At 63.9% G+C, this 24,172-nt stretch carries 29 protein-coding genes; 10 read left to right on the top strand and 19 right to left on the bottom strand.

Annotation, left to right across the window (positions count from 1 at the left end; translation table 11 throughout):
* Positions 1–120 precede the first annotated feature (120 nt).
* Genes accB through aat form a run of 3 tightly spaced genes read left to right on the top strand, consistent with a single transcriptional unit; the run spans position 121 to position 2,631 of the window.
* Positions 121–627 carry an acetyl-CoA carboxylase biotin carboxyl carrier protein gene (gene accB / locus ACGYK7_RS08130; RefSeq protein ID WP_394400822.1) on the top strand — a complete coding sequence of 169 codons (507 nt, stop codon included), beginning with the start codon at positions 121–123 and terminating at the stop codon, positions 625–627.
* 9 nt (positions 628–636) lie between these two features.
* The gene (accC, locus tag ACGYK7_RS08125; protein WP_394400819.1) at positions 637–1,989 is read left to right on the top strand and encodes an acetyl-CoA carboxylase biotin carboxylase subunit; all 1,353 of its coding nucleotides are present in this window, start codon (positions 637–639) and stop codon (positions 1,987–1,989) included.
* A 6-nt stretch (positions 1,990–1,995) separates the two neighbouring features.
* Positions 1,996–2,631: a leucyl/phenylalanyl-tRNA--protein transferase gene (aat, locus tag ACGYK7_RS08120; RefSeq protein ID WP_394400816.1), complete on the top strand. Its 636-nt coding sequence runs from the start codon at positions 1,996–1,998 to the stop codon at positions 2,629–2,631.
* On the opposite strand, the gene ACGYK7_RS08115 is transcribed toward aat, so the two are convergent.
* The 14 genes from ACGYK7_RS08115 to ACGYK7_RS08050 form a co-directional block, all read right to left on the bottom strand.
* Positions 2,595–2,957 carry a DUF2155 domain-containing protein gene (locus ACGYK7_RS08115; protein ID WP_394400814.1) on the bottom strand — a complete coding sequence of 121 codons (363 nt, stop codon included), beginning with the start codon at positions 2,955–2,957 and terminating at the stop codon, positions 2,595–2,597. The two genes, aat and ACGYK7_RS08115, sit on opposite strands and share 37 nt — an antisense overlap.
* A gap of 55 nt (positions 2,958–3,012) precedes the next feature.
* Entirely contained in the window at positions 3,013–3,396 is a 384-nt protein-coding gene (locus ACGYK7_RS08110; protein WP_394400811.1) for an NADH:ubiquinone oxidoreductase subunit NDUFA12, read from the bottom strand.
* A 103-nt stretch (positions 3,397–3,499) separates the two neighbouring features.
* On the bottom strand, positions 3,500–3,868 hold the full coding sequence (locus ACGYK7_RS08105) for a Rid family hydrolase (RefSeq protein WP_394400808.1): 369 nt from the start codon (positions 3,866–3,868) through the stop codon (positions 3,500–3,502).
* 67 nt (positions 3,869–3,935) lie between these two features.
* On the bottom strand, positions 3,936–5,204 hold the full coding sequence (gene clpX, locus ACGYK7_RS08100; RefSeq protein WP_271689851.1) for an ATP-dependent Clp protease ATP-binding subunit ClpX: 1,269 nt from the start codon (positions 5,202–5,204) through the stop codon (positions 3,936–3,938).
* A gap of 124 nt (positions 5,205–5,328) precedes the next feature.
* On the bottom strand, positions 5,329–5,985 hold the full coding sequence (locus ACGYK7_RS08095; protein WP_067267539.1) for an ATP-dependent Clp protease proteolytic subunit: 657 nt from the start codon (positions 5,983–5,985) through the stop codon (positions 5,329–5,331).
* 121 nt (positions 5,986–6,106) lie between these two features.
* Positions 6,107–7,165, bottom strand: a complete 1,059-nt coding sequence (locus ACGYK7_RS08090; RefSeq protein ID WP_394400805.1) for a c-type cytochrome — start codon at positions 7,163–7,165, stop codon at positions 6,107–6,109.
* On the bottom strand, positions 7,149–8,411 hold the full coding sequence (gene soxC, locus ACGYK7_RS08085) for a sulfite dehydrogenase (RefSeq protein ID WP_394400802.1): 1,263 nt from the start codon (positions 8,409–8,411) through the stop codon (positions 7,149–7,151). The genes ACGYK7_RS08090 and soxC overlap by 17 nt, the downstream gene beginning before the upstream one ends.
* Before the next feature lie 73 nt (positions 8,412–8,484).
* Positions 8,485–10,185, bottom strand: coding sequence for a thiosulfohydrolase SoxB (gene soxB, locus ACGYK7_RS08080; protein ID WP_394400800.1), 1,701 nt, complete (start codon positions 10,183–10,185; stop codon positions 8,485–8,487).
* 87 nt (positions 10,186–10,272) lie between these two features.
* A complete protein-coding gene (soxA, locus tag ACGYK7_RS08075) occupies positions 10,273–11,124 on the bottom strand; it encodes a sulfur oxidation c-type cytochrome SoxA (protein WP_394400798.1) in 852 nt (283 codons plus the stop codon).
* A gap of 44 nt (positions 11,125–11,168) precedes the next feature.
* Positions 11,169–11,498 (bottom strand): thiosulfate oxidation carrier complex protein SoxZ, encoded by a 330-nt coding sequence (soxZ, locus tag ACGYK7_RS08070; RefSeq protein ID WP_394400795.1) that lies wholly within the window; start codon positions 11,496–11,498, stop codon positions 11,169–11,171.
* A gap of 32 nt (positions 11,499–11,530) precedes the next feature.
* Positions 11,531–11,950, bottom strand: coding sequence for a thiosulfate oxidation carrier protein SoxY (gene soxY / locus ACGYK7_RS08065; RefSeq protein WP_394400792.1), 420 nt, complete (start codon positions 11,948–11,950; stop codon positions 11,531–11,533).
* Between the two features lie 122 nt (positions 11,951–12,072).
* On the bottom strand, positions 12,073–12,549 hold the full coding sequence (soxX, locus tag ACGYK7_RS08060) for a sulfur oxidation c-type cytochrome SoxX (RefSeq protein ID WP_394400789.1): 477 nt from the start codon (positions 12,547–12,549) through the stop codon (positions 12,073–12,075).
* Positions 12,550–12,685: 136 nt separating this feature from the next.
* Positions 12,686–13,270 (bottom strand): thioredoxin family protein, encoded by a 585-nt coding sequence (locus ACGYK7_RS08055; RefSeq protein ID WP_394400787.1) that lies wholly within the window; start codon positions 13,268–13,270, stop codon positions 12,686–12,688.
* Between the two features lie 27 nt (positions 13,271–13,297).
* A complete protein-coding gene (locus tag ACGYK7_RS08050; RefSeq protein WP_394400785.1) occupies positions 13,298–14,035 on the bottom strand; it encodes a cytochrome c biogenesis CcdA family protein in 738 nt (245 codons plus the stop codon).
* A 97-nt stretch (positions 14,036–14,132) separates the two neighbouring features.
* Here ACGYK7_RS08050 and ACGYK7_RS08045 point away from each other — a divergent pair, with 97 nt between their 5' ends.
* The 4 genes from ACGYK7_RS08045 (at position 14,133) to ACGYK7_RS08030 (ending at position 17,977) form a co-directional block, all read left to right on the top strand.
* Positions 14,133–14,504, top strand: a complete 372-nt coding sequence (locus ACGYK7_RS08045; RefSeq protein ID WP_394400782.1) for a hypothetical protein — start codon at positions 14,133–14,135, stop codon at positions 14,502–14,504.
* Positions 14,501–14,839, top strand: a complete 339-nt coding sequence (locus tag ACGYK7_RS08040; RefSeq protein WP_394400779.1) for an ArsR/SmtB family transcription factor — start codon at positions 14,501–14,503, stop codon at positions 14,837–14,839. The genes ACGYK7_RS08045 and ACGYK7_RS08040 overlap by 4 nt, the downstream gene beginning before the upstream one ends.
* Entirely contained in the window at positions 14,832–15,890 is a 1,059-nt protein-coding gene (locus ACGYK7_RS08035) for a YeeE/YedE family protein (protein ID WP_394400776.1), read from the top strand. Before ACGYK7_RS08040 ends, ACGYK7_RS08035 begins: the two co-directional genes overlap by 8 nt.
* Before the next feature lie 65 nt (positions 15,891–15,955).
* On the top strand, positions 15,956–17,977 hold the full coding sequence (locus ACGYK7_RS08030; protein WP_394400893.1) for a PhoX family protein: 2,022 nt from the start codon (positions 15,956–15,958) through the stop codon (positions 17,975–17,977).
* Between the two features lie 110 nt (positions 17,978–18,087).
* Here ACGYK7_RS08030 and ACGYK7_RS08025 read toward each other — a convergent pair whose 3' ends face one another.
* Entirely contained in the window at positions 18,088–19,194 is a 1,107-nt protein-coding gene (locus ACGYK7_RS08025; RefSeq protein ID WP_394400773.1) for a zinc ABC transporter substrate-binding protein, read from the bottom strand.
* An 83-nt stretch (positions 19,195–19,277) separates the two neighbouring features.
* Here ACGYK7_RS08025 and ACGYK7_RS08020 point away from each other — a divergent pair, with 83 nt between their 5' ends.
* From ACGYK7_RS08020 to ACGYK7_RS08010, 3 genes are read left to right on the top strand one after another with little or no spacing between them, the layout of a single operon-like run.
* Positions 19,278–19,757 carry a Fur family transcriptional regulator gene (locus ACGYK7_RS08020; RefSeq protein WP_394400770.1) on the top strand — a complete coding sequence of 160 codons (480 nt, stop codon included), beginning with the start codon at positions 19,278–19,280 and terminating at the stop codon, positions 19,755–19,757.
* Positions 19,754–20,515: a metal ABC transporter ATP-binding protein gene (locus tag ACGYK7_RS08015; protein WP_394400768.1), complete on the top strand. Its 762-nt coding sequence runs from the start codon at positions 19,754–19,756 to the stop codon at positions 20,513–20,515. Before ACGYK7_RS08020 ends, ACGYK7_RS08015 begins: the two co-directional genes overlap by 4 nt.
* The gene (locus ACGYK7_RS08010) at positions 20,508–21,314 is read left to right on the top strand and encodes a metal ABC transporter permease (RefSeq protein ID WP_394400765.1); all 807 of its coding nucleotides are present in this window, start codon (positions 20,508–20,510) and stop codon (positions 21,312–21,314) included. Before ACGYK7_RS08015 ends, ACGYK7_RS08010 begins: the two co-directional genes overlap by 8 nt.
* An 18-nt stretch (positions 21,315–21,332) precedes the next feature.
* On the opposite strand, the gene ACGYK7_RS08005 is transcribed toward ACGYK7_RS08010, so the two are convergent.
* Genes ACGYK7_RS08005 through ACGYK7_RS07990 form a run of 4 tightly spaced genes read right to left on the bottom strand, consistent with a single transcriptional unit; the run spans position 21,333 to position 24,172 of the window.
* Entirely contained in the window at positions 21,333–21,731 is a 399-nt protein-coding gene (locus ACGYK7_RS08005) for a RidA family protein (RefSeq protein WP_394400762.1), read from the bottom strand.
* A gap of 23 nt (positions 21,732–21,754) precedes the next feature.
* Complete coding sequence (locus ACGYK7_RS08000; protein ID WP_394400760.1) at positions 21,755–22,444, bottom strand: ABC transporter ATP-binding protein; 690 nt, start codon at positions 22,442–22,444, stop codon at positions 21,755–21,757.
* Positions 22,441–23,196 carry an ABC transporter ATP-binding protein gene (locus tag ACGYK7_RS07995; RefSeq protein WP_394400758.1) on the bottom strand — a complete coding sequence of 252 codons (756 nt, stop codon included), beginning with the start codon at positions 23,194–23,196 and terminating at the stop codon, positions 22,441–22,443. Before ACGYK7_RS07995 ends, ACGYK7_RS08000 begins: the two co-directional genes overlap by 4 nt.
* A complete protein-coding gene (locus tag ACGYK7_RS07990) occupies positions 23,189–24,172 on the bottom strand; it encodes a branched-chain amino acid ABC transporter permease (protein ID WP_394400755.1) in 984 nt (327 codons plus the stop codon). Before ACGYK7_RS07990 ends, ACGYK7_RS07995 begins: the two co-directional genes overlap by 8 nt.

Here is a 24,172-nt window from a genome sequence, read left to right as displayed (position 1 = left end):
AAAACCGATCCTACCCCCTAGACAACAGTTGGCTTTTCATGGCTTTGCCCATGCCCTATAAGCGTGCCAATCAATCGCGCAGCGACGGGCCGCAGGCCTGCCGAAATCTTCGAGGATCCAATGACAAACAAAACCCATGACGCTGACGTGGCCTTCATCAAGGCCCTCGCCGAGCTGCTGAACGAAAACGACCTGACCGAGCTTCAGGTGAAACGCGACTATGCCGAGGATGACAGCCTGAACGTGCGCGTCAGCCGCAAGCCCCCGCAGCAGATCATGGCCGCCCCCCAGCAGCAGTACCAAGCCGCCCCCGCGCCTGCCGCGGCACCGGCGCCTGCCGCAGCCGCGCCCGCCGCTTCGACCCCTGCCGCCGATGCCGATCCCGCGGATCACCCCGGCGCGGTCACATCGCCCATGGTCGGCACCGTCTACCTGCAAGGTGAGCCGGGCGCGCCCGCCTTCATCTCGGTCGGTGCCTCTGTCTCCGAAGGTGACACGCTTCTGATCGTCGAAGCGATGAAAACGATGAACCATATTCCCGCCCCCCGCGCCGGCACCGTCAAACGCATCCTCGTCGGTGACGGCGATGCCGTCGAATTCGGCGCGCCGCTAGTCATCCTGGAATAAGGGCCGGACATGTTCAGCAAAATCCTAGTCGCCAACCGGGGAGAGATCGCGCTGCGCGTGATCCGCGCGGCCCGCGAAATGGGCATCCAGACCGTCGCGGTGCATTCCACCGCCGACAGTGACGCGATGCACGTGCGCATGGCCGACGAATCCGTCTGCATCGGCCCGCCCTCCTCGACGCAATCCTACCTCTCGATCCCCGCCATCATCGCGGCCTGCGAGATCACCGGCGCCGAGGCGATCCATCCCGGCTACGGCTTCCTGTCGGAAAACGCGAACTTCGTGCAGGTGGTCGAGGATCACGGCCTTACCTTCATCGGCCCCACCGCCGAGCATATCCGCGTCATGGGTGACAAGATCACCGCCAAGGACACGATGAAGAAGCTCGGCGTGCCTTGCGTGCCCGGCTCCGACGGCGGGGTCACCTCGCTGGAAGAGGCCAAGCGCATTGGTGAGGAGATCGGCTATCCGGTCATCATCAAGGCCACCGCCGGTGGCGGCGGCAAGGGCATGAAGGTCGCCAAGACCGCGAAGGACATGGAAAAGGCCTTCCAGACCGCCCGCGCCGAGGGCAAGTCGAACTTCGGCAACGACGAAGTCTATATCGAGAAATATCTCACCACGCCGCGCCATATCGAGATTCAGGTCTTTGGCGACGGTAAGGGCAACGCCGTGCATCTGGGCGAGCGGGACTGTTCGTTGCAGCGCCGCCACCAGAAGGTTTTCGAGGAAGCACCCGGCCCCTCGATCACCGCCGAGGAACGCGCCCGCATCGGCAAGACCTGCGCCGACGCCGTGGCCAATATCAACTACATCGGTGCCGGCACGATCGAGTTCCTCTACGAGAACGGCGAGTTCTACTTCATCGAGATGAACACCCGCCTGCAGGTGGAACATCCGGTGACCGAGGCGATTTTTGGCGTTGATTTGGTGCGCGAGCAGATCCGCGTGGCCGAAGGGCTGCCGATGTCCTTCACCCAGGACGATCTGAGCATCAACGGCCATGCCATCGAGGTGCGCATCAACGCCGAACGTCTGCCGAACTTCGCGCCCTGCCCGGGCAAGATCACGCAGTACCACGCCCCCGGCGGGCTTGGCGTGCGGATGGATTCGGCGCTCTACGACGGCTATTCGATCCCGCCCTTCTACGACAGCCTGATCGGCAAGCTGATCGTGCACGGCCGCGACCGGCCCGAGGCGCTGGCCCGACTGGGGCGCGCTCTGGGTGAGTTGATTGTGGATGGTGTCGACACCACCATGCCGCTGTTCCACGCGCTGCTGGCCGAGGAAGACATCCAGTCGGGTGGCTACAACATCCATTGGCTTGAGCATTGGCTGGAAACCAACCTCGGCGACGGCTGACATGACATGTCGGATCTGACGCCCGAGATCCTGCTTCACGGCTATTCCATCGGGATTTTCCCCATGGCGGAACACCGCGACGACCCGGAAATTTTCTGGGTCGATCCGCGGCGCCGTGGGGTGATGCCGCTCAACGGTTTCCACATCTCGCGCTCTCTGGCCCGCGCCATGCGGCGCAGCACGTTCCACCATACGATCAACCATGATTTTCAAGCTGTCGTCGCCGGTTGTGCCGACCGCGAAGACACATGGATCAATGCCGAGATCACCGCGCTCTACACTGCGTTGCACCGCGGGGGCTATGCCCATTCGCTTGAGGTTTGGGACGGTGATGCGCTGGTGGGCGGCGTCTATGGCGTGACACTGGGCCGCGCGTTTTTTGGCGAGAGCATGTTCTCGCGCCGCACCAATGCGTCAAAAATGGCTCTGGCAGCGCTGGTGGATCGGCTGCGCCGCGCGGGGTTCACCCTCTTCGACACGCAGTTTCTGACCGATCACCTCGCCTCTCTCGGGGCGGTGGAGATTTCACGGGCGGACTATCACGCGCAGCTTGATGTGGCGAAACGGGGCAATGCGCGGTTCAGCGCGCCCAGTTTGGACAGCTTTCAGGACGTGCTGCAGCGCATGACCCAGATGTCATAGCGAAAATGCTCAAGCGCGTGCAGCGCGGGCGCGGAGGCGATCATCCAACCAGAGAACAACGCGCTGTCGCTGCCCTCTTCGGTGATCTCAAGCGCGGCATAGGCATTGGCCGCCGGATCCCCAGCCGGATAGCGGCAATCGACCATGGTGATCTGCAAATTGCCCAAGCTCAGCCGGTCGCCCTTGGCGATCTCCAGATCGGTCGTATCGCCCGAAATCTTGTCCAAGGCGCGCAACACGCCGCCCGAGGCACTGGCGACCTGCCCCCCCTCTTGAGCGTGAAGCGGCGCGGCCAGCACGAGCGCGGCCAAGAGAAGCTTTTTCATGGGACCACCCGGATTGCGTGAGACTTGGGACCGCGCAAAAGGCGCGGCCAACCGATCATTCAGGCTGCCAGGCCTCGTAATCCTTACGCTCGACAGGTTCGGCGCGGCGCAGCGACCCGGCGGGCGCATAGGCCATGGCAGTGCCGGTGCGATTCTCCACATGGGCCTTTTCCCACGGCTTATGCGCCAGCGGCTTGTCGGTCGGCGGCTCATCCCATGTGCGGTGTAGCCAGCCATGCCAATCGGGGCTCACGCGGCTCGCCTCGGCCTCACCGTTGAAAATGACCCAGCGTTTGCTGTCATCGGCGTTGCGGTAATAGACGTTGCCCTGCGCGTCTTCGCCCACCTTGCTGCCCTTGCGCCAAGTGAAAAGCTGGGTGTTCAGCGTCTGGCCGTTCCACCATGTGACACCGCGCAGAAGTGAATTGAGAATGCCCATCGAGGTCTCCGTTCCTGTTGCCCGTTATATGCACCATGGAGGCTTTGGCGTCCAGCCTCACCGCGCAGGAGGTTCGACCCGCGGCAGGATTCACCGCCGTAAGTTAACCTTCTGCCGCCGCGCGCAGAAGGGCCGTGCATTCAATCTCGATCCGGTATTTCGGGTCGATCAGCCCGCATTCGATCATCGTCGCGGCGGGCGGATGCGCACCGAAGGCCGCCCGTAGAAGCGGCCAGCAAGCTTCGAACTCCGCCGCGTCGGGCAGCATATAGGTGACGCGCACCACATGGGCGAAATCACTGCCTGCCTCGGCCAAGGCCGCCTCGATCGTTGCCAGTGCCGCCGCGCATTGCGCCGTCACCTCTGCCCCCTCACCCACGGTGCCCGAGACATGGACCATGTCCCCCGCCACCACTGCGCGGCTATAGCCGATCTTGTCCTCATAGATGCCGCCCGATGAAATGCGCCGCATCAAACCCTCCCCTGAAACGCGAAAGGGCGGACCAGATGGCCCGCCCCTATGACTACGCCTGGCGCGCTTAGCCCGCGCTGGCCGGTTCTTTGCTTTCGCTGTCGGCGTGGATCATCAGCGGCTTGGCCTCGGAGGTGACGGCCTCTTCGTTGACGACCACTTCGCTCACCGTCTCCAGCCCCGGCAGTTCGAACATCGTGTCGAGCAGGATGTCTTCGAGGATGGAGCGCAGACCCCGGGCGCCGGTCTTCCGTTCGATCGCGCGTTTGGCAATGGCTTGCAGCGCGTCATCGGTGAAGGTCAGCTGTGTGTCCTCCAATTCGAACAGACGCTGGTACTGTTTGACCAAAGCGTTCTTCGGCTCGGTCAGGATGGTGACCAAAGCGTCCTCGTCCAGATCTTCGAGCGTCGCCAGAACCGGCAGACGGCCTACGAATTCCGGGATCAGGCCGAACTTCAGCAGATCTTCGGGTTCGAGATCGGTGAAAATCTCACCAATGCCGCGGGCGTCATTGTCACGCACATCGGCGCCGAAGCCCATGGCAGAGCCCTTGCCGCGCTGCGCGATGATCTTGTCGAGACCGGCAAACGCACCGCCGCAGATGAAGAGGATGTTCGTGGTGTCCACTTGCAGGAACTCCTGCTGCGGATGCTTGCGCCCGCCCTGCGGCGGGACAGAGGCCACGGTGCCTTCCATCAGTTTCAAGAGCGCCTGCTGCACGCCCTCGCCCGACACGTCGCGGGTGATCGAGGGGTTTTCCGACTTGCGGGTGATCTTGTCGACCTCGTCGATATAGACGATGCCGCGCTGCGCCCGCTCGACATTGTATTCCGACGCCTGCAACAGCTTGAGGATGATGTTCTCCACGTCCTCACCAACATAGCCGGCCTCAGTAAGCGTGGTCGCGTCGGCCATGGTGAAGGGCACATCAAGGATGCGCGCCAGCGTCTGCGCCAGCAGCGTCTTGCCGCAGCCGGTGGGACCGATCAGCAGGATGTTGGATTTCGCCAGTTCGATATCGCCGCCCTTCTGGGCGTGGTTCAACCGCTTGTAGTGGTTGTGGACCGCCACCGAGAGCACGCGCTTGGCCATCGCCTGACCGATCACATAGTCGTCCAACACGCCGCAGATGTCGCGGGGCGTGGGCACGCCATCGGTCGCCTTGAGGCCCGAGGCTTTGGTCTCTTCTCGGATGATATCCATGCACAGCTCGACGCATTCGTCGCAGATGAACACGGTCGGCCCCGCAATCAGCTTGCGCACCTCGTGCTGGCTCTTGCCGCAGAAGCTACAGTAGAGCGTATTTTTGCTGTCGTTGCCGGAATTATTCGCCATCTCAAACCTTTCAGGTCTGTCGTGTATGTCCGCCCCGGTCTTGGGGCCGCGAGATTTGGCCTCAAGCTTAGGCCAGTGACCCCGGCGCTACAATCGCAAAATATGCAGCGCCGGACCCCTTCGATTACTTGTCTTTCTTGTCCTTGCCACCGGCAGCGGCCTCATCGGCCTTGCCACGGCTTTCGACGATCTCGTCCAGATGGCCCCATTCCTTGGCTTCCTCGGGCGTCATCCACAAATCACGGTCGAGGGCTTTTTGAACGGTTTCCAGCGGCTGGCCGGAGTGTTTGACGTAGAGCTGGTACATCCGCTCACGGGTGCGTTCGATGTGGCGCGCCGAGATCAGGATATCTTCGGCCATGCCCTGCGAGCCGCCGGAGGGCTGGTGGATCATCACCTCGGCATTGGGCAGTGCGAAACGCATCCCCTTCTCGCCGCCGATCGCGATGACCGACCCCATGGAGGCCGCCATGCCGCAGATCAGGGTCGAGACCTTGGGTTTGATGTATTGCATCGTGTCGTAGATCGACAGGCCCGCCGTCACCTCGCCGCCGGGCGAGTTGATGTACATGCTGATTTCCTTGGAGGGGTTTTCGGCCTCAAGGTGCAACAGCTGAGCAACGACCAGATGGCTCATTCCGCTGTGGATCGGCCCGTTGACGAAAATAATCCGTTCTTTCAACAGACGCGAGAAGATATCGTAGGACCGCTCGCCCCGGCTGGTTTGTTCAACCACCATCGGGACAAGCGTGTTCATATAGGTGTTGATCGGATCGTTCATGCGTGCCTGCCTCAGTTCCTGTTCGCGGGACCATACCCGCAAAACTGTTACCCAGAGATTAGTCCCCCCGGTATGGGGGTTCAAGGGGGGCAGGCACCACAGTCTGCGCTATTCGCGCCGATCACTCCGACGCGTCGCGCAGGTAGGCGATCAATGCGTCGATATCCTCGGGCTTGCGCACCCCCCGGAACGACATTTTGGTGCCTTTCATGAAGCCCTTAGGGTCCGCCAGAAAGGCGCTCAACTCATCGTGAGACCAGACCAACCCCTCTGCCGCTGCGGCCTGCATGGCTTTGGAGTAGCGGAAACCGTCGACCGCACCCGCCGGGCCATCCACGATGCCGTTCAGCATAGGGCCGACACGGTTCTTGGCCTTGGCGCCGATCTGGTGGCAGGACTTGCATTTGCGAAACACCTTCTCTCCGGCCTTGATCTGGGCTGGATCGGCGGCGGGGGCTTTGGCCACTTCGACCGGCGCGGGGGTCTCCTCGGGCGCAGGCTCCGCCGCGGCTTCGACCTCTTCGGCCTTAGCCTCCACGGCGGCGGCCTTGGCGGCGGTCTCTTCAGGCGTCACGTCCAACACGGCGGCGCGCATGGTGATCTCGACCGAGGGTTTGCAATCGCTCATACAGGGCTCTTGCTTGAAGGACGCAAGCTCGACCTCCGCCCGGTCATCGGGTTTGAAGGCCGCCTCATTCGGCAGGCGCAGCTCGGCGAAGTTCTCTGACGAGAGCACGAAATCCTCCTCCACCTCGTCATTGAGATAGAGCAGATAGGCGGTGATCGCATAGACCTCATCATCGCTCAGCGACTGCGCATCGCCGAAGGGCATCGCCCGGTTCACATAATCGTAAACCGTTGAGAGATATGGCCAATAGCTGCCGATCGTTTTGACGGGGCGGGCGTTGGTCAGGCTGCCCTGCCCGCCTGCCAGCACCGGCCAGCGGCCCGTGCCCTCGCCAAAGACGCCGTGGCAGGAGGCGCATTTCCCGGTGTAAATCTCATCCCCGGTCATCACGTCGCCACGGCCCTCGGGTAAGCCCAGACCATCGGGGCGCACGTCGATGTCCCACAGCGCCACTTCCTCGGACGTGGCGGCGCGGCCTAGGCCCAAAGGCTCGGCGGCCAGCGGGCTTGCCAGCGCGGTGGTCAGGAGGGCAGCTTTAAGAAATCTCGACATTTTCGGCCTTTCCGTCTGCATCGACCGCCCAGGTCTGGATGCCGTTGTTGTGATAGATCGAATTCTCGCCCCGGACCGCGCGCAGCGCGTGTTTGGTGGGCTGGACGTAGCCGGTGCTGTCATGCGCGCGGCTTTGCAGCAGCAGGGGTTTGCCGTCCCATTCGAAGTCGAAATAGAAGCGGTGCAGCGCCTTGGGTGTGCTCGGCCCGTCCATCCGTGCCTGATGCCAGGTGATGCCGCCATCCAGCGTCACGTCGACGCGCGGGATCGTACCGCGGCCCGACCACGCGAGGCCGGTCAGCACGGTTGGCCCCGGGCCATGGGTGATCGGCGCCTGCGGGCTGGGGCTGGTGATGACCGATTTCGCGTCCATCTCCCAGGTGAAGCGCCGCGCCACGCCGTCGGCCATGAGGTCGGTGTATTTGCTGGTCTCCTCGCGGTGATGCCAGGGCTGATCGCCAACCTCGAGCCGGCGCAGCCATTTGACCCACATGTTGCCCTCCCACCCGGGCACCACGAGGCGCACTGGGTAGCCCTGTTCGGGACGCAGCGCCTCGCCGTTCATCTTGAAGGCGACGAGGCAATCGTCGAGCGCCTTTTCCATTGGGATCGAGCGGCTCATCGCCGCGGCATCCGCGCCTTCGGCCAGAAGCCACTTGCCCTCGGGCTTCACACCGGCCTCCTCCAGCACCAGCCGCAGCGGCACGCCGGTGTATTGGACGTTGTGGATCATGCCGTGGGTGAACTGGCAGCCGTTGAGCTGTGCGCCGCGCCATTCCATCCCGGAGTTCGCCGCGCATTCGAGGAAATAGACATGGTTCTCGCGCGGGAAGCGGTGCAGGTCGTCCATCGTCAGCACCAGCGGCTTGTCGACCAGCCCGTTGATCATCAGACGGTGCTTGGCTGGATCGACCTTGGCTACGCCGGAATGGTGCCGCTCAAAACACAGCCCGTTGGGCGTGATGGTGCCGTCGAGGTCATGCAGCGGGGTAAAGTTGATCGAGCTTACCGGGTCGGCGGTCAGCCATTCCACCGTGCGGCGTTTCACGTCCGCCTCATGCGGCGAGGGCATCCCGTAGGGCGCGACGTCGACGCCGTCGCCCAACTCTTGCATCCATGAATGGATTGCAATGCCCGGATCGGTCTGGGCAGCGCTGGCCTGCCCCGCCAGCGTCCCCGCGGCCGCCGCCCCTGCCCCCGTCAGAAAGGCACGGCGCGATGGCCCCTTGTGGTTCTCTTCTGTCATGTCGTGGCCCTCACATATTCAAATTCATTTTATTGAATTTGTATCTATGTGAGAACCCCTATTCTCATTTTTCTTACTTTGGCAGAACGATTTTCACCGGGGTCCGGGCGCCTTCGCCTACGGTGTTCAGTTTCGAGATATGGCTCTCCACCACGTCCCAGATCGGCGGGCCTTCGGTGCCCTCGTTGACCGAAGCCCAACCGGCGACGACATAGCTGCGCTGCGGATCAATCGGCTCCCCGGTGCTGAGCAAGGTCATCTCGCTGATCCGCTCGCCCTGCGGCTTGGCGATGTCCATCTTGAAGCCCATGCCGCCGACGCGCACCATGTCGCCGCCCTGCTGGTAATAGGGGTCGGGGTTGAACAGGTTGTCGCCGACGTCCTCCAGCACGACTTTCAGGAATTCGCCCGTCATTTCCGTGCGGTAGGCGTTCGGGTAGGTCATCGAGGTGACGTTGAAGATATCCTCGCGGGTGATGTCCTGCCCCGGCAGGATCGACGGCCCCCAACGCACCCCGGGGCTGAGCGCGATCTCGGCGTCGCGCTCGCTTAGCAGGGCGTCGCAGATGAGGTCGTCCCATGTGCCGTTGAAGTTGCCCCGGCGGTAGAGCAGCGCATCCGACTGTCCCACCACATGGGTGAGTTCCTCAAGGAAGGGCGCGCGCTGCGCGTCGATCAGCTTGGCCACCTCTGCGTCCGGCGTGATCAGGTCCGAGAAGATCGGAATGAGCTTGTGCCGCAGCCCCATCATCTTGCCGTCCCGCACGTCAAGATCGACGCGGGAGACGAATTTCCCGTTCGAGCCGGAGGCGATGATATGCGTCTCGCCCACCAGCACAGGCTCCGGCAGCGCGTCATGGGTGTGGCCCGAGAGGATCACGTCGATTCCCTTGACGATGCCCGCCATCTTCTTGTCGACGTCAAAGCCGTTGTGGCTGAGGCAGACGACCAGTTCCGCGCCCTTGCTGCGCACCTCGTCGACCATCTGCTGCATATGCTCGTCACGGATGCCGAAGGAGTATTCGGGGAACATCCAGCCGGGGTTGGCGATCGGCATATAGGGGAAGGTCTGCCCGATCACGGCGATCTTCACGCCGCCGCGCTCGAAGAACTCGTAGGGTTTGAACAGTTCCGCCGGCTCGTCCCATTCACGGTCGAAGATGTTCTGACCAAGAGCGGCGAAGGGCAGACCCTCGACGATCTCCTGCACCCGCTCGGAGCCGAGCGTGAACTCCCAGTGGAAGGTCATCGCGTCGGGCTTCAGCGCGTTCATCACGTTGACCATGTCCTGCCCTTGGGTCTTCAGGCAGGTCATCGAGCCGTGCCAGGTGTCACCGCCGTCCAAGAGCAGCGCATCGGGACGGTCGGCGCGGATCGCGTTCAGCACGGTGGCCACGCGGTCAAGCCCGCCGACCTTGCCGTAGGCCTGCGCATGGGCGACAAAATCGTCATAGGTCAGCGCGTAATCCAGCGGCGTGCCGCCGCCGATCCCGTAGCGGATGCGGAAATCCTCGCCAGTGATATGAGGCACCTTGCCGCGGTTCTCGCCGACGCCGATGTTGACGGCAGGCTCGCGGAAATAGATCGGTTTCAGCTGGGCATGGATGTCGGTCACATGCATCAGAGTGACATTGCCGAAGGTCTCGAATTCCAGTAGCGCGTCCTGATCGAACTTGTCCTGTGCCGCGAGCCGCGCCCAGCTGCCGAAGCCCGAGCCGCCGTAGATGGAGGCCGCGGCCATGGACATTTGCAGAAAATCACGGCGAGACAGCATGTTACGCTCCAGCACTTGAAAACAGGGAAAGGCCCCGCCCCCTTGCGGGGGGCGGGATCAGGTCAGGCAAGACGCCCGGGTTCTAATTCAGTTACGCACCGAAGGCGCTTCGACCGAGAGGCCGTTGCCGCGGCTGGCCACGTAAAGTTCCAGCGCCACGAACTCGGGGCTGCCGGGGCTGAAAGTCTCGGCCCGCGTGTCGCGCACGCAGCCCTTGAAACGCGCATGGGCGCTGTTGAGCTTGGTATTTTTCAGACGGTAGACCGGGAAGCCGTTGATCTGGCCCTGGCTCAGGTGGTCGGCCCGGATCATGTTGCCGTAGTTGTCCTCGTGGCAATTGGCGCAGCTCAGCTCAAGCTGGCCGTAGCGGGTGTAATACATCTCTTTGCCCTGCTCCCATGTGCTCTGGGCCGGGCCGTCGATCGCCACGTTGACCGGCATGCCGCGCGACTGGACCGAGATCAGCGCCTCCATCGCGGTCATCTGGCTGCCGGTGTATTTGTAGGGTTCCGCGCCCATCTGGTTCTCGCGGCAGTCGTTGATCTGCTGCGCCAGCGTGCGCACTTCGCCCGCGTCCTCGTTCCACTTCGGATAGACCGCGCGGACACCCTTCATAGAGGTCTCCACCTCGTTATGACACGACGCACAGGACTTGCCCTCACTGCCCTCTGCCGTGTCCCACGCCGCCTGCGCCTGATCGACGAAGATCATGCCGGAGTTGTCGAAGTCGTCCATTTGAAGCTGCTGCGTCTCGTCCGAGCGGAAGCGCCAGCCAGACATGATCTCGGGCAAGGCGCCGTCGAGATGCGCAGGCGGTTCGGTCTTGGTCACCATCTCGATCTCGCCGTTGACGACAAGCTCGGCCTCCTCATCGGCGGCCCCCAGCGTGGGGGCGGCCACCAAAAGCGCCGCGACCGCGGTCATTGCCTTGAATTTCATGTCTTTCCTCCCTGTTCCATGCGCCGTCTGGCTGACCCGAAAGGTCAGCCGACAGTGATGGATTTGACTTCTTCGTAGACCGAGCCGTCGTCGTCGTACCACGTGAATTTGAACTCACCCGCTTCCGGCACGGTGGCGTCAAATTCGAAATAGGGGTTGGTCGACATCGCCGGTTCCATCTTAACGTCGATCACGCTCTCGCCGTTGAACTCGGCGGTGAAGCGGTTGATGATCGAGCGCGGGATCGGGTTGCCGTCGCTGTCCTTGCGCTGGCCCGATTCCATCGGGTGGCTGATCAGCGTCTTGATCGTGATCACCTCACCGGCCTCTGCCGATTTCGGCACTTTGACGCGGGGTGTTACACCTTCTGCCATTTTCTTGACTCCTGAATATGGGGCGCGCGGGCTTAGCCGCCGCAGCCACCGATTGTGACTTTGATCTCGGCACTGGTTCGGGCAAAGGTGCCGTCTTCCAGCTTGGCGATGGCGATGACATCTTGGGTCTGCGCCAACCGGATGCGGGTGGAGGCGCTGCGCGAGCCTGCCAGCGGGCCGAAGTTAAAGGTGCCCACGGGCGGCGTCGGGTTGCCCGCGGCCAGCACCATGATCGCCGAGGCGCCGGGCGCCTCGACGGAGATCGGCACGGTGTTGCCGTTCTCGGCGATCTCGGGCGCGGTCAGGGTCACGCCGGTCTCGGCCATGTCGGCCCCGCCGGTGAATTCCGCGATCAGTTCGTCCACCGTGGCGGCCGAAGCCCCCACCGGCAGGATGGTCAGCGCCATGGCGCCAAGGCCGAGGCCCAGAGTTTCACGTCTTGAGAAGTTCATCTCGCATCTCCTTGTTCGTCTGCGGCGCGCGGCGCCGTCATTCCGTTCCACGAGGCTTAGGCTCGCGATCTCTTGCACCGGTCCACCGCCGCCGCCTGCTCTCGCAGGGTGGCGGGGCCGCGTTACTCGTCCTTGAGCGTCGCCAAAAAGGCCACGACATCCTCGATTTGCTGCGCGTCGAGCAGCGGTGGCAAAGGTTCTGTCCCCGCTTTGCCGGTGAACCCGTCGCCGGGGCGGATATAGCCGCTGGTCTTGTAATAGGAAGGCATCATGGAGCCTTCGAAGGTCATCTTGCTATTGGCCACGATGCCGCGCAACTCCGCCTCGTTCCAGCGGTCGCCCGCCCCGTCGAGCATCGGACCGATTTCGCCCTGAAAGGGAACCTCGCTAAGCGCGCTGATCTGGTGGCAGGCCACGCAGTTGCCCGCCTTCTTACTGCCGACGATGGCCGCCCCCCTGGCGGCATCGCCGGGTGTCCCTGTCAGGGATTGTTCAACCGAACCATAGTCATCATAGGTCACGTCGGCAGGTGCCACGGTTTCAGCGGCGGCCAGAACGGGCGCGCCCGACACAATTGCGGCGGCGATCCATCTCATCATCGAAAACTTCCTCCCAGTGCCGATCACGGTCATGTGTGATCCGGTTTACCTGACCCTAAGACAGGGATGCGGCGCGGCGCAACAACAAATTCAAACTTTTGAATAGCTTTCCCCGTGCGGCGCCGCTTTCCCCCGGTCAATCCGTGCTGCCATTGTTGCGCTCTTGGATCATCCGCGCGTGGTAGCGTTGGAAATCCTCACCCCCTTCGAGCGCGTAGCGTTCCTCGTTGACCCATGTGAGCATATCAAGCGTGGTTCCCTTGCCAAAGGCCCCCGGCATCACCGCCACCGCCGCCTGCGGCGCGGTCGCCTCTTCGGGCACCTCATGGGGCAGGAACATCAGCGTTGGGGTAAAGAGAATCCCCCATTTCCGCGCCATCTGCTTTTCCGAAAGCGTCTCCCCGTCGAAATCGGTCACTTCGATATCGCCGTGCAGGTTCAGCTGCACGACGAAGTAATTCTCATTGATGTAATTGGCGATTTCGGGGGTGGGAAAAACCTCTTCGTGCATCTTGGTGCAATAGATGCAGCCGCGTTGCTCGAACATCAGCATCAGACGTTTGTCCTCGCCCCGAGCCTCCTCCAGATCCTCGCGCAGGTCTTTGAAGGTGTCGCGCATCCAAGGCGCCTTGTGCAGCCCGTCGTCGCCCAGTTCCGCCGCGGCCAAAGGCCAAGTCAGCATCGCCGCCGCCACCGCGGCCCCTATCCTCGATCCAATCATCTTGGCGTCCTCCTCCTGATTGTGCGTCTATCCTAGCGTCGTGAAGCTGGGGAACCAACGGATCATCGCATCCGCGATCAGTTGCACCCCGCCGGTCACGATCAGCACGGCAAAGAGGATCAGCATCACCCCCATCGCCTTTTCCACCTTTTGCACCAGCGCCATATGCCGCGCGGCCCAATTGAGAAACGGTTTGGCGAAAAGCGCCGCCACCACGAAGGGCGCGGTCATCCCCGCGCCATAGGCGGCCAGCAACAAACCACCCCGCGCGACATCGCCCATGCCTGAGGCAATCATCAAGATCGCCGCCAGCGCGGGGCCGACGCAGGGGGTCCAGCCAAAGCCGAAGGCAAGCCCCATGACATAGGCGCCCCAGACCGAAGTGGGCTTGCCGCCCCCCTCCAGCCGCGCCTCGCGGTAGAGCAGCGGCACTTTGATCACGCCAAGGAAGTGCAGACCGAAAACCATCAGGATCGCCGCCGCCACCCAGCTCAGCGGTTCGAGGTACTGGGTGAACACCTGCCCGATGGCCGTGGCACCCATGCCGAGCAGAACGAAGATCGTCGTGACCCCAAGCGCGAAGAGCAGCGAAGACAGCACCAAGCGCCGCTGCGCCCCCGGTGCGATTGCACCATCGCCGCGCAATTCGGTCACGCTGAGCCCCGCCATATAGCTGAGGTAGAATGGCACCATCGGCAGAATGCAGGGCGTAAAGAAGCTGAGCAGCCCTGCGAAAAGCGCGCCTGCATAGGTGATGTCGAACATGTTACCCCCCGCCCGCGCCGCGCTGGTCCGCCGCGCTTGAACAATTCACATATTCAAATTACGTTGAGTGTCGTCCAAACGTCAATCAGGCAAGCCGATGATCCGCACCCTGACCGCCTTGAGCCTCGCGGCGCTGACCGCCCTGCCCGCCCAGCCCCTACAGGCGGTGGAACTGGTCATGGTCGAACAACCCGGCTGCATCTATTGCCAGCGTTGGGACGAAGAGATCGCCCCCGCCTATCCCAAGACCGCCGAAGGGGCATTCGCCCCGCTGCGCCGCGTCGATATCTCTGCCGTGGAAGAGAGCGTCACCCCGCAGCGTGCGGTGATCTTTACCCCGACCTTTTTGCTGGTCGAAGACGATGTCGAATTGGGCCGCCTCGAAGGCTACCCCGGTGCGGAGTTCTTCTGGCCCATGCTTGATAAGCTCTTGCACGACACGACCGATTTCGAGGATCCGAGCGAATGACAACCTTGCCCGTGATGACCCCCGACATGTCCCAAGAGGACATGGACCGGATGCTGACAAATGCCGTGACCGCGTCGAATTTCCTCAAGGCGATCAGCCATGAGGGGCGGTTGATGATCCTGTGCCACCTCGTCTCTGGCGAAAAATCGGTGAGCGAGTTGGAGGCGCTTTTGTCCACCCGGCAGGCGGCGGTGTCGCAGCAGTTGTCGCGGCTCAGGCTCGAAGGTCTGGTCACGCCGCGCCGCGATGGCAAGACGATCTATTACCGGCTGGCCGACGACCGCCCGCGCAGGATGCTGGAACTGGTCTACGAATTGTTCTGCAAGGATGATTGAGCTTTGGGGCCAGCCGCTGACCGCCGCCCTTCTGGGCGGGCTGGGCGGCGTGTTGCTGGGCCTCGCCGCACGATTGGGGCGGTTTTGTACCCTGGGCGCGATCGAAGACCTGCTCTATGGCGGATCGGGCGACCGGATGCGGATGTGGGGACTGGCCATCGGCATGGCAATGCTGGGCAGTTTCACCCTCTCGGGGCTGGGCCTGATCAACCTCGACCGCGCCTTTCATCTGACGATTGCCTTCGCATGGGCGCCTGCGGTCTTCGGCGGGCTGATCTTCGGCTATGGCATGGCGCTGGCGGGCACCTGCGGCTTTGGCGCTTTGGCGCGGTTGGGCGGGGGTGATCTGCGCGCCTTCGTGATCGTCTTGGTGATGGGGCTTGCGGCTTTCGCCGTACTCTCCGGCCCGCTTGCCCCGGCGCGCGCCCTGCTCTTTCCGCGCCAGATGAACACCGGCCTGCCCGATGGGATCGCCCATGCGGTCGCCGCGCTGACGGGCGGATCGGTGGCGCTGATCGGCATTCTGCTGGGCCTTGCGGTCTGTCTGCTGATGCTCAGCGCCCGCAGCTTCCGGCGTGATCTGCGCAAAGTGGTCTGGGGCGCCGTGGCCGGGCTGGCCATAACCTCGGGCTGGGCGGGCACGGCATGGCTGGCGCAGACCGGTTTCGGCGCGCAGACGCTAATGTCGCATAGCTATGCCGCCCCCGTGGGAGAGACACTGCTCTATGCGATGCAGGGGTCGGTCCGCCCGCTGAGCTTTGGCATCGGCTCGGTCGCCGGGGTCTGGATCGGAGCCTTTCTGGGGTCGCTCTGGCAGGGGCATTTCCGCTGGGAAGCCTGCGAAGACCCGCGCGAACTCCGCCGCCAGATATTCGGCGCGGGGCTCATGGGGGCGGGTGCGGTGATCGCCATGGGCTGCACCATCGGGCAAGGCATCTCGGCCATCTCGGTGCTGGCCTTCAGCGGGCCGGTGACCCTCGCTGCAATCTTTGCGGGCGCGGCTTTGGGCCTGCGCCAACTCATCGTAGGATTTCGCCGCAGCGCCGTCTGACGCGTCATAAAACCGTGACAGTCATGGTGCAGATGGAGGCCAGCCAAGTCACCAAAGGACATATGATGACCCGCCGCGAGATTCTCAACGACCCCGCCATCGGCAACAAGGCCGAAGCCTTTGAAGCCTTTGACGACATCCCCACCAATGCGAACCTGTCGCGCACCATCGGCGATGTGATCAACGCCCGCTATGGCCGCCGCGACATTCTGCGCGGGATGCTTGGGGTGTCGGCCACCACCGCCCTTTTCGGCAGTGCCGCCGCCCTCGCCCCGTCCAAGGCCCGCGCCGCCGAAAGCCGCTATGTCTTTGACGAACTGGCCTGGGGCAATGATGAAACCCACCACGTCGCCCCCGGCTATGACGCGCAGATCCTGTTGCGGTGGGGCGATCCGATCACCGCCGACGCGCCGGAATTCGACGTGATGAACCAGACCGCCGCGGCGCAGTCAAAACAGTTCGGCTATAACAACGACTATGTCGGCTTCGTGCCCCTGAACGACGACGCCAGCCGCGGGCTGCTCTGCGTGAACCACGAATACACCAACGAAGAGGTCATGTTCCCCGGCCTTGGCCGTCAGGACAAGGTGAACTTCAAAGCCATGACGCCCGAGTTGATCGATATCGAGATGGCCGCCCACGGCGGCTCGGTCGTCGAGATCGCCCGCGATGCGGCGGGCAAGTGGCAAGTGGTGCGCGACGGCAAGATGAACCGCCGCATCACCCCGCTCGACACCGCGATGACGCTGAGCGGCCCCGCCGCCGGTCACGCGCGGCTGCAAACCAACGACGACCCCAGCGGCACCAAGGTCATCGGCACGCTCAACAACTGCGCGGGCGGGCTGACCCCTTGGGGCACATGGTTGATGGCCGAGGAAAATTTCCACGGCTATTTCTGGACCGACAAGCTGGATGCCGATGACAAGCCCGACATCACCGGTGCCGCGGAAGAGAAATCATGGGACCGCTACGGCGTGCCGGGCATGTGGTACGCTTGGGGTCAGAAACACGACCGTTTCAATGTGGATGCCGAGCCGAATATGCCCAATAAATTCGGCTGGGTGGTCGAGGTTGACCCGATGGACCCGAGTTCGACCCCCGTCAAACGCACCGCTTTGGGCCGTTTCCGCCATGAGGGCGCCGAGACCACGGTCAGCAAAGACGGCAAGCTCGTGGTCTATATGGGCGACGACAACCGCTTTGATTATCAATACAAATACGTCTCCGCCGGGACCGTTTCCGATGATCCGGCGGCCAATGGCGATCTGCTGGACGAAGGCACGCTCTATGTCGCGCGGTTTGAGGAGGACGGCACGATCAATTGGCTGCCGCTGGTGCATGGCACCGGGCCGCTGACCGCCGAGAATGGGTTCAACGACCAAGGCGACGTGATGATCGACACCCGTCTTGCCGCCGACCTGCTGGGCGCCACCCCGATGGACCGCCCCGAAGACGCGCAGCCGCGCGGCGATGGCACGGCCTATATCCTGCTGACCAACAACACCAAGCGCAAACAGGGCGACACCAACGCCGCCAACCCGCGCCCGGAAAGCAGCTTTGGCCATATCATCGAGATCAAGGAAGCGAATGCCGACCACGCCGCCACCAGCGGCACTTGGACGATCCTCGTGCAATGCGGTGACCCGGAGGTGGCCGAGGTCGGCGCCCAGTGGAACCCCGAGACATCGGAGAACGGCTGGTTCGGCAGCCCCGACAATGCCGCGATGGATGCCGACGGGCGGCTCTGGATCAGCACCGATCAGGGCAGCGGCTGGGGCAAGACCGGCAAATCCGACGGGCTTTATGCGCTTGAGACCGAAGGCGAGGCGCGTGGCACCTCAAAGCTCTTCTTCCGCTGCCCCGTGGGCGGTGAGATGTGCGGCCCCTACTTTACCGAGGATGGCGAGACGCTCTTTGTCGCGGTGCAGCACCCGGGCACGGATGGCACCAAGGACATCCCCGGTTTCGAACGGGAAAGCACCTTTGAAGATCCGGCCACCCGCTGGCCCGACTTCGACCCCAAGATGCCCCCGCGCCCTGCGGTGGTCGTCATCACCAAGCAAGGCGGCGGTAAGATCGCCGTCTGATCAGAATTCCATAAAAGTCATTTCAGCATGTAAGATGTGGTGCAGCTTCCCCGGCTGCACCACTTTTCATTGGCCTGTTCCTATAGGCCGTTTCCTTGCCAGTGGCCAAATCAGTCCGACAGGCAGTCAGACATGCTCTGCGCCATGCCGCGCAGCAGATCGGGGTAGAAAGATACGCCAAGCTCTAGGTCTGCGCCGATCGGGTCGAGCGTGCCGGTCCCGGTCTCCTGCCCCTCGGTCACGGCGGCGATCAGGCCGGGGTTGAACTGCGGTTCGGCGAAGACGCATTTCGCGCCGCTCTCGGCCACGAAGTCGCGCAGCTTGGCCACACGTGCCGCCCCCGGGGCGCGGGCGTCATTTTCGCTGATGGCACCCCGGGCTTCGATGTCGAAGCGCGCTTCGAAATAGTGGTAGGCGTCATGGAAGACGATGAAGGGGCGGTCCTTGACCGGGGCGAGAGTCTCGGCGATGTCTTCCTCTAGGGCCGAAATCTCGGCCTGAGCGGCCTCGGCATTCGCACGGTATTGCGCGGCGTTCTCAGGGTCCAGTTCCGCCAGCGCCTCGGCGATCTGGCCGAGCCAAAGCTGCCCGTTGCGCGGGTCAAGCCAGACGTGGGGATCATCGCTGCCATGGGCGTGATCGTGACCTTCGTGGCCGTGATCGTCGTGATCCTTCTCGCCATGTCCGTGATCGTCCCGATCGCCGTGGTCCTCGTGGTTATGTCCTTCGTGGTCCTGCGCCCCGTGGTCATGCGCGTCGTCATGTTCCTCATGCCCATGCGCGTCGTGGTCATGCCCTTCCTTGGCATGATCATGACCCGCGTGCTGCCCCTGCCCCTCGTCACCATGGCTATGCGGCTCGAAGGTCGCCCCTTCGCGGAAGGCCAGAACCCGCGTGCCGGGCTGTTCCATCAAGGCCAGATGGCTGGCGCTGCCGGCCAGCGATTGCAGCGGATCGACCAGCCATGGGGTCAGCGACGGGCCGACCCAGACGACCAGATCGGCCCCGCTCAGCGCGCGCGCCTCGGAGGGGCGCATGGCATAGCCATGGGGCGAGCTGCGCGGCGGCACAATGAGATCGGGCGTGCCGACCCCTTCCATCACCTGCGACACCAGCCCATGCACCGGGGCGATATCTGTCGCAACGGCGGGGACATCCGCCCAAAGCGGCGAGGCGGCAGCGGCGAGAACAGCGGCGGGGAGCGTGAAACGATACATGGCAGACCTTTAAAATGTTATAGTATCACCTTGCTAACACCGCTGTTATAACATATCAACACCGAAACGAGTTGAGGTCCCCCATGCGCCCCATTGGATTTAGTGATCATGACCACGCCGCCTGCATGCGCAGCACCATGCAGGCTGCCGAGGCGCAATGCGCCGAACGCGGGCTGCGGCTGACCCCGGTGCGCCGCCGCGCGCTGGAGATCCTGCTGTCGGAACACCGCGCCTTGGGCGCCTATGACCTGCTCGCCCACCTGTCGGCCGAGGGGCTGGGCGCACAGCCCCCCGTGGCCTATCGCGCGCTGGATTTTCTGGTGAAGGCGGGGCTTGCCCATAAGATCGAAGCGCTCAACGCCTATGTCGGCTGCGTGCACCCGGGCGAGGATCACGCGCCCGCCTTTCTGATCTGCCGCAGCTGCCGCTCGGTGGCCGAGGCCGAGACCACCCCGAACAAAAGCCGCCTTGGCGATGCTGCCCGCGCCGCAGGCTTCCGCATCGAACGCAGCGTGGTCGAGGCCGAAGGCCTCTGCCCGGCCTGTCAGGAGCCCGGTGTATGAGCCTGATCAAGACGCGCGGCCTGACCCTGCGCCATGACGGTCAGATCGCCCTGCGCGACGTGAACTTCAACATCGACGCCGGTGAGATCGTCACCATCGTCGGCCCCAACGGGTCAGGCAAATCCAGCCTGCTGCGCGCGCTGATCGGCGCGTTAAAACCGGCGGCGGGCAAGATCACCCGCAAACCGGGGCTCCGCATCGGCTATGTGCCGCAAAAATTGCAGATCGACGCGACCCTGCCGCTTACCGTGCGCCGCTTCATCAACCTGCCCCGCCGCCAGAAGCCCGAGGCGATCCGCGAGGCGCTGGCCACCGCTGGCGTGCCGGAATTGGCCGAGCGGCAGATGGTCGACCTCTCAGGCGGGCAGTTCCAGCGCGTGCTGCTGGCCCGCGCACTGCTGGAAAGGCCCGATCTGCTGATCCTCGACGAGGCGACGCAGGGGCTGGACCAGCCCGGCTCCGCCGCCTTTTACCGCCAGATCGAATCCGTGCGCCAAGACCTCGGCTGCGCCGTGCTGATGGTCAGCCACGATCTGCATGTCGTCATGGCGGCGAGCGACCGTGTGCTCTGCCTCAATGGTCATGTCTGCTGCGAAGGCACGCCCGAGACCGTCTCCGAAGCGCCCGAATACCGCGCCCTCTTTGGCAGCGGCACCCAAGGGGCGCTGGCGCTTTACCGGCACGATCACGACCATCACCACCACCACCATCACGGCGCTGCCTGTGACGGCCACCACCAAGAGACTGAGAATGCTTGACGATTTCATTCTGCGCGCCGCCCTCGCCGGCCTCGGCGTGGCGCTGGCCGCCGCCCCGTTGGGCTGTTTCGTGATCTGGCGGCGCATGGCCTATTTCGGCGATGCCACCAGCCACGCCGCGCTTCTGGGCGTGGCGCTGGCACTGGCGACCGATCTGCCGATCACCGCGGGCGTGCTTTTGGTGGCCCTCGTCATGGCGCTGGTGATCAGCACGCTGTCGGGCCGCAATGTCAGTGCCGACGCGCTTTTGGGTGTGATGGCCCATTCCGCACTGGCCCTTGGCCTCGTGGCCGTGTCGCTGCTGCCGGGGCAACGGGTCGATCTGTCGTCCTATCTTTTTGGTGAAATCCTCGCCGTGACGCGGTTTGACCTTGGCGTGATCTGGGGCGGCGCCGTGGCGGTGGCGCTGTTGCTGGCCTGGCGCTGGTCGGCGCTGCTGGCGGCGACGCTGAACCCCGATCTGGCGCAGGCCGCGGGCGGCAATCCGCGGCGCGAGCAATTGATCCTGACGCTGGCGCTGGCAATCATGGTGGCCGTGGCGATCAAAGTGGTCGGCGCGCTGCTGATCGCGGCGATGCTGATCATCCCCGCCGCCACCGCCCGCCCCTTTGCCCGCACGCCGGAAACCATGGCCCTTTGGGCCATGGGTCTGGGCGCGGTGGCGGCCCTCGGGGGGCTGATGGCCTCGCTGGAGTTCGACACGCCCACGGGGCCGAGCATTGTCAGCATCGCGGCGGGTCTCTTTGCGCTTTCCTCGGCCTTTTCGGCGGCCCTTCCGGCGCTGCGCCGCCGCGGGTGATCCCGACGGCGGCTTGGCTTAGCGCGCGATCACCGCGTCGGCTTCGATCTCAAGCTTGGCTTCATCCTCGACCAGACCGGCGACGACCACCATCGCCATGGCCGGGAAATGCTTGCCCATCACCTCGCGATAAGCGCGGCCCACGTCCTTTTGCGCGGCGAGATATTCTTTCTTATCCGTCACATACCACGTCAGACGGGTGATATCCTCGGGCGTGCCGCCGGCGGCTTCAACCACATCGCGGATGTTTTGCAGCGCCTGTTTCATCTGACCGATGAAGTCATGGCATTCAAACTTCTGCTCGGCTGTCCAGCCGATCTGTCCGCCGACGAACAGATGGCCATCCGCGCTCAGCACGCCGTTTGCATAGCCTTTCGCGGGGGCCCAACCGTCGGGCTGAATGATTTGATGCGACATGTCGTGTTCCTTTTTGTTAACAGTCACACGCCGAGGAATTGATCGGCGATTTGGGTGTCGAGCGCGGGCATCGGACCGGCCCAGACCGAGCGGCCCCGTTCGAGGATGACGGCGTGATCGGCCACGCGCCGCAACTCGGCGAGGGATTTGTCCACCACCAGAAGCGCCAGACCGCTGTCGCGCTTCAATTCGGCCACGGCAGCCCAGATTTCTTGACGCACCACCGGGGCCAACCCCTCGGTCGCCTCATCCAACAGCAAAAGCTGCGGGTTGGTCATCAGCGCGCGGCCAATCGCCAGCATCTGCTGCTCCCCGCCAGAGAGGGAGCCTGCGGTCTGGTCGCGCCGCTCGCCCAAGCGGGGGAAGAGCTTGACCACCCGCGCCTCGTCCCACTCCCCGGGGCGCGCGGCGGCGATGAGGTTTTCATGCACCGTCAGCGGCGCGAAACAGCGCCGCCCCTCGGGCACCAGCCCCACCCCGGCCTGAGCCGCACGAAAGGACGGCAGCCCGGCAATGTCGCGCCCATTCAGCCGCAGGCTCCCGCCATCGTGTTTCAGCATCCGGCAGATCACCTTGATGGTGGAGGATTTGCCCATCCCGTTGCGCCCCATCAGCGCGCAGACCTCGCCCGCCTCCAGCGTCAGATCGACACCGAAAAGCGCCTGTGTCGGCCCGTATGAGGCGGTGATGTCTTTCAGTTCCAGCAGGCTCATGCCGCGTCCTCCTCGCCCAGATAGGCCACGCGGACCTGCGGATCGGCCTTGATCTCGGCCGCCGTGCCGCTGGCGATGATGCGCCCGTAGACCAGCACCGAGATGCGGTCGGCGAGTGCAAAGACCGCGTCCATGTCATGTTCCACCAGCAGGATCGGCGCCTCGGCCCGAAGCCCATCGAGAAAGCCGGTCATCTCGCGCGACCCACTTGCGCCAAGCCCGGCCATCGGTTCGTCCATCAGGAAGACCTTGGGCCGCAGCGTCAGCGCCACCGCGACCTCAAGCTGGCGGCGTTGTCCGTGCGACAGGTCCGAGGTGCGCTTGGCCGCGTGATCGGCCAGCCCCACCAGTTCCAGCGCGCGCATCGCCTCGGCCCGCAACTCAGGCTGCCGCATCACCGGCGCGAAGAAGCGCATCACCCGGCCCGACTGGCCAAGCGCGCCCAGCACCGCGTTTTGCAGCACCGTGTATTCCATCGCCAGCGAGGAGATCTGGAAGGTCCGCCCCAACCCGGCCCGCGCGCGCTGCACGGTGCTGAGCGGCGTCACGTCCTGTCCGGCGAAATGCACCGTCCCGCTGTCCGAGCGCAGCCCGCCCGCGATCTGTTTGATCAGCGTCGACTTGCCCGCCCCGTTGGGGCCGATCAGCGCATGGATCTCGCCCGGGCGCAGGGTGATCGAGACATCGTCGGTGGCCTTCAGCGCCCCGAAGCTCTTGTGCAGGTTGCGCACGTCCAGAAGTACGTCAGTCATGGGCCACCTCCCGTCCGGCGATCAGGCCGATCATGCCGCCCCGGGCAAAGAGCACGACCATAAGGAGCAGCAGCCCCAGATAGATGTGCCAGAACTCCGACAGCCCGCCCAAGACATGCTCCAGCAAGATGAACAGAGCCGCCCCGGCCACGGGACCAAACAGCCGCCCCACCCCGCCAAGGATCACGAAGATCATGATCTCGCCCGAGGTCTGCCACGAGAACATCGTTGGGCTCACGAAACGGTTGAGGTCGGCAAAAAGCGCGCCCGCCAGTCCGGTGACAGCACCCGAGATGACAAAAGCCACCAGCCGCAGCCGGAAGGGCGCGAGGCCCACGCTCTCCACCCGCTCGGCGTTCTGCCGTGCCGCCGAGAGCGCGAGGCCAAAGGGCGCGCGCGCCAAACGGCCTGCGAACAACAGCACCAGCGCCAGCACGGCGAAGGCGATGGCGAAAAAGGTCAGCGGGTCCAGCGTGTTCAGCCCCGGAAAGCCATTGCGCACATAGATCGACAGCCCGTCCTCGCCGCCATAGGCCGGCCAAGAGATCGAGAAGTAGAACAGCATCTGCCCGAAGGCGAGCGTGACCATGATGAAATAGACGCCTGAGGTGCGCAGCGACAGCGCCCCGATCAGCAGCGCCGCCAGCGCCGAGACCACAATCGCGACCAGCCAGATCACCGGCATCGACTTCGTGCCCTCGATCAGGAACGGGCTTTCCATGATCGGCGTATAGCTCTGCGCATGCGCCGCGAGGATGCCCATGGCATAGCCGCCAAGGCCGAAGAATGCCGCGTGGCCGAAGCTGACCAACCCGCCCAGCCCAAGCGCGATGTTCAGCCCCACGCCGGCCAGCGCGAGGATCGCGGCCTTGGTCGCCAGCGTGATGATGAAGGGCTCATCCAGCGCAAAGGCCGCCAGTGCCGTGACCGGCAGGAGAAGGAAGAGGAAGACGTTCAGAAGTGTTTCGCGCATCAT

The organism is Sulfitobacter sp. 1A15299, from assembly GCF_043556915.1.
Taxonomy (GTDB): Bacteria; Pseudomonadota; Alphaproteobacteria; order Rhodobacterales; family Rhodobacteraceae; genus Sulfitobacter.
Note: the sequence above shows the minus strand (reverse complement) of the source record. Positions and strands in the feature narration are given on the sequence as shown.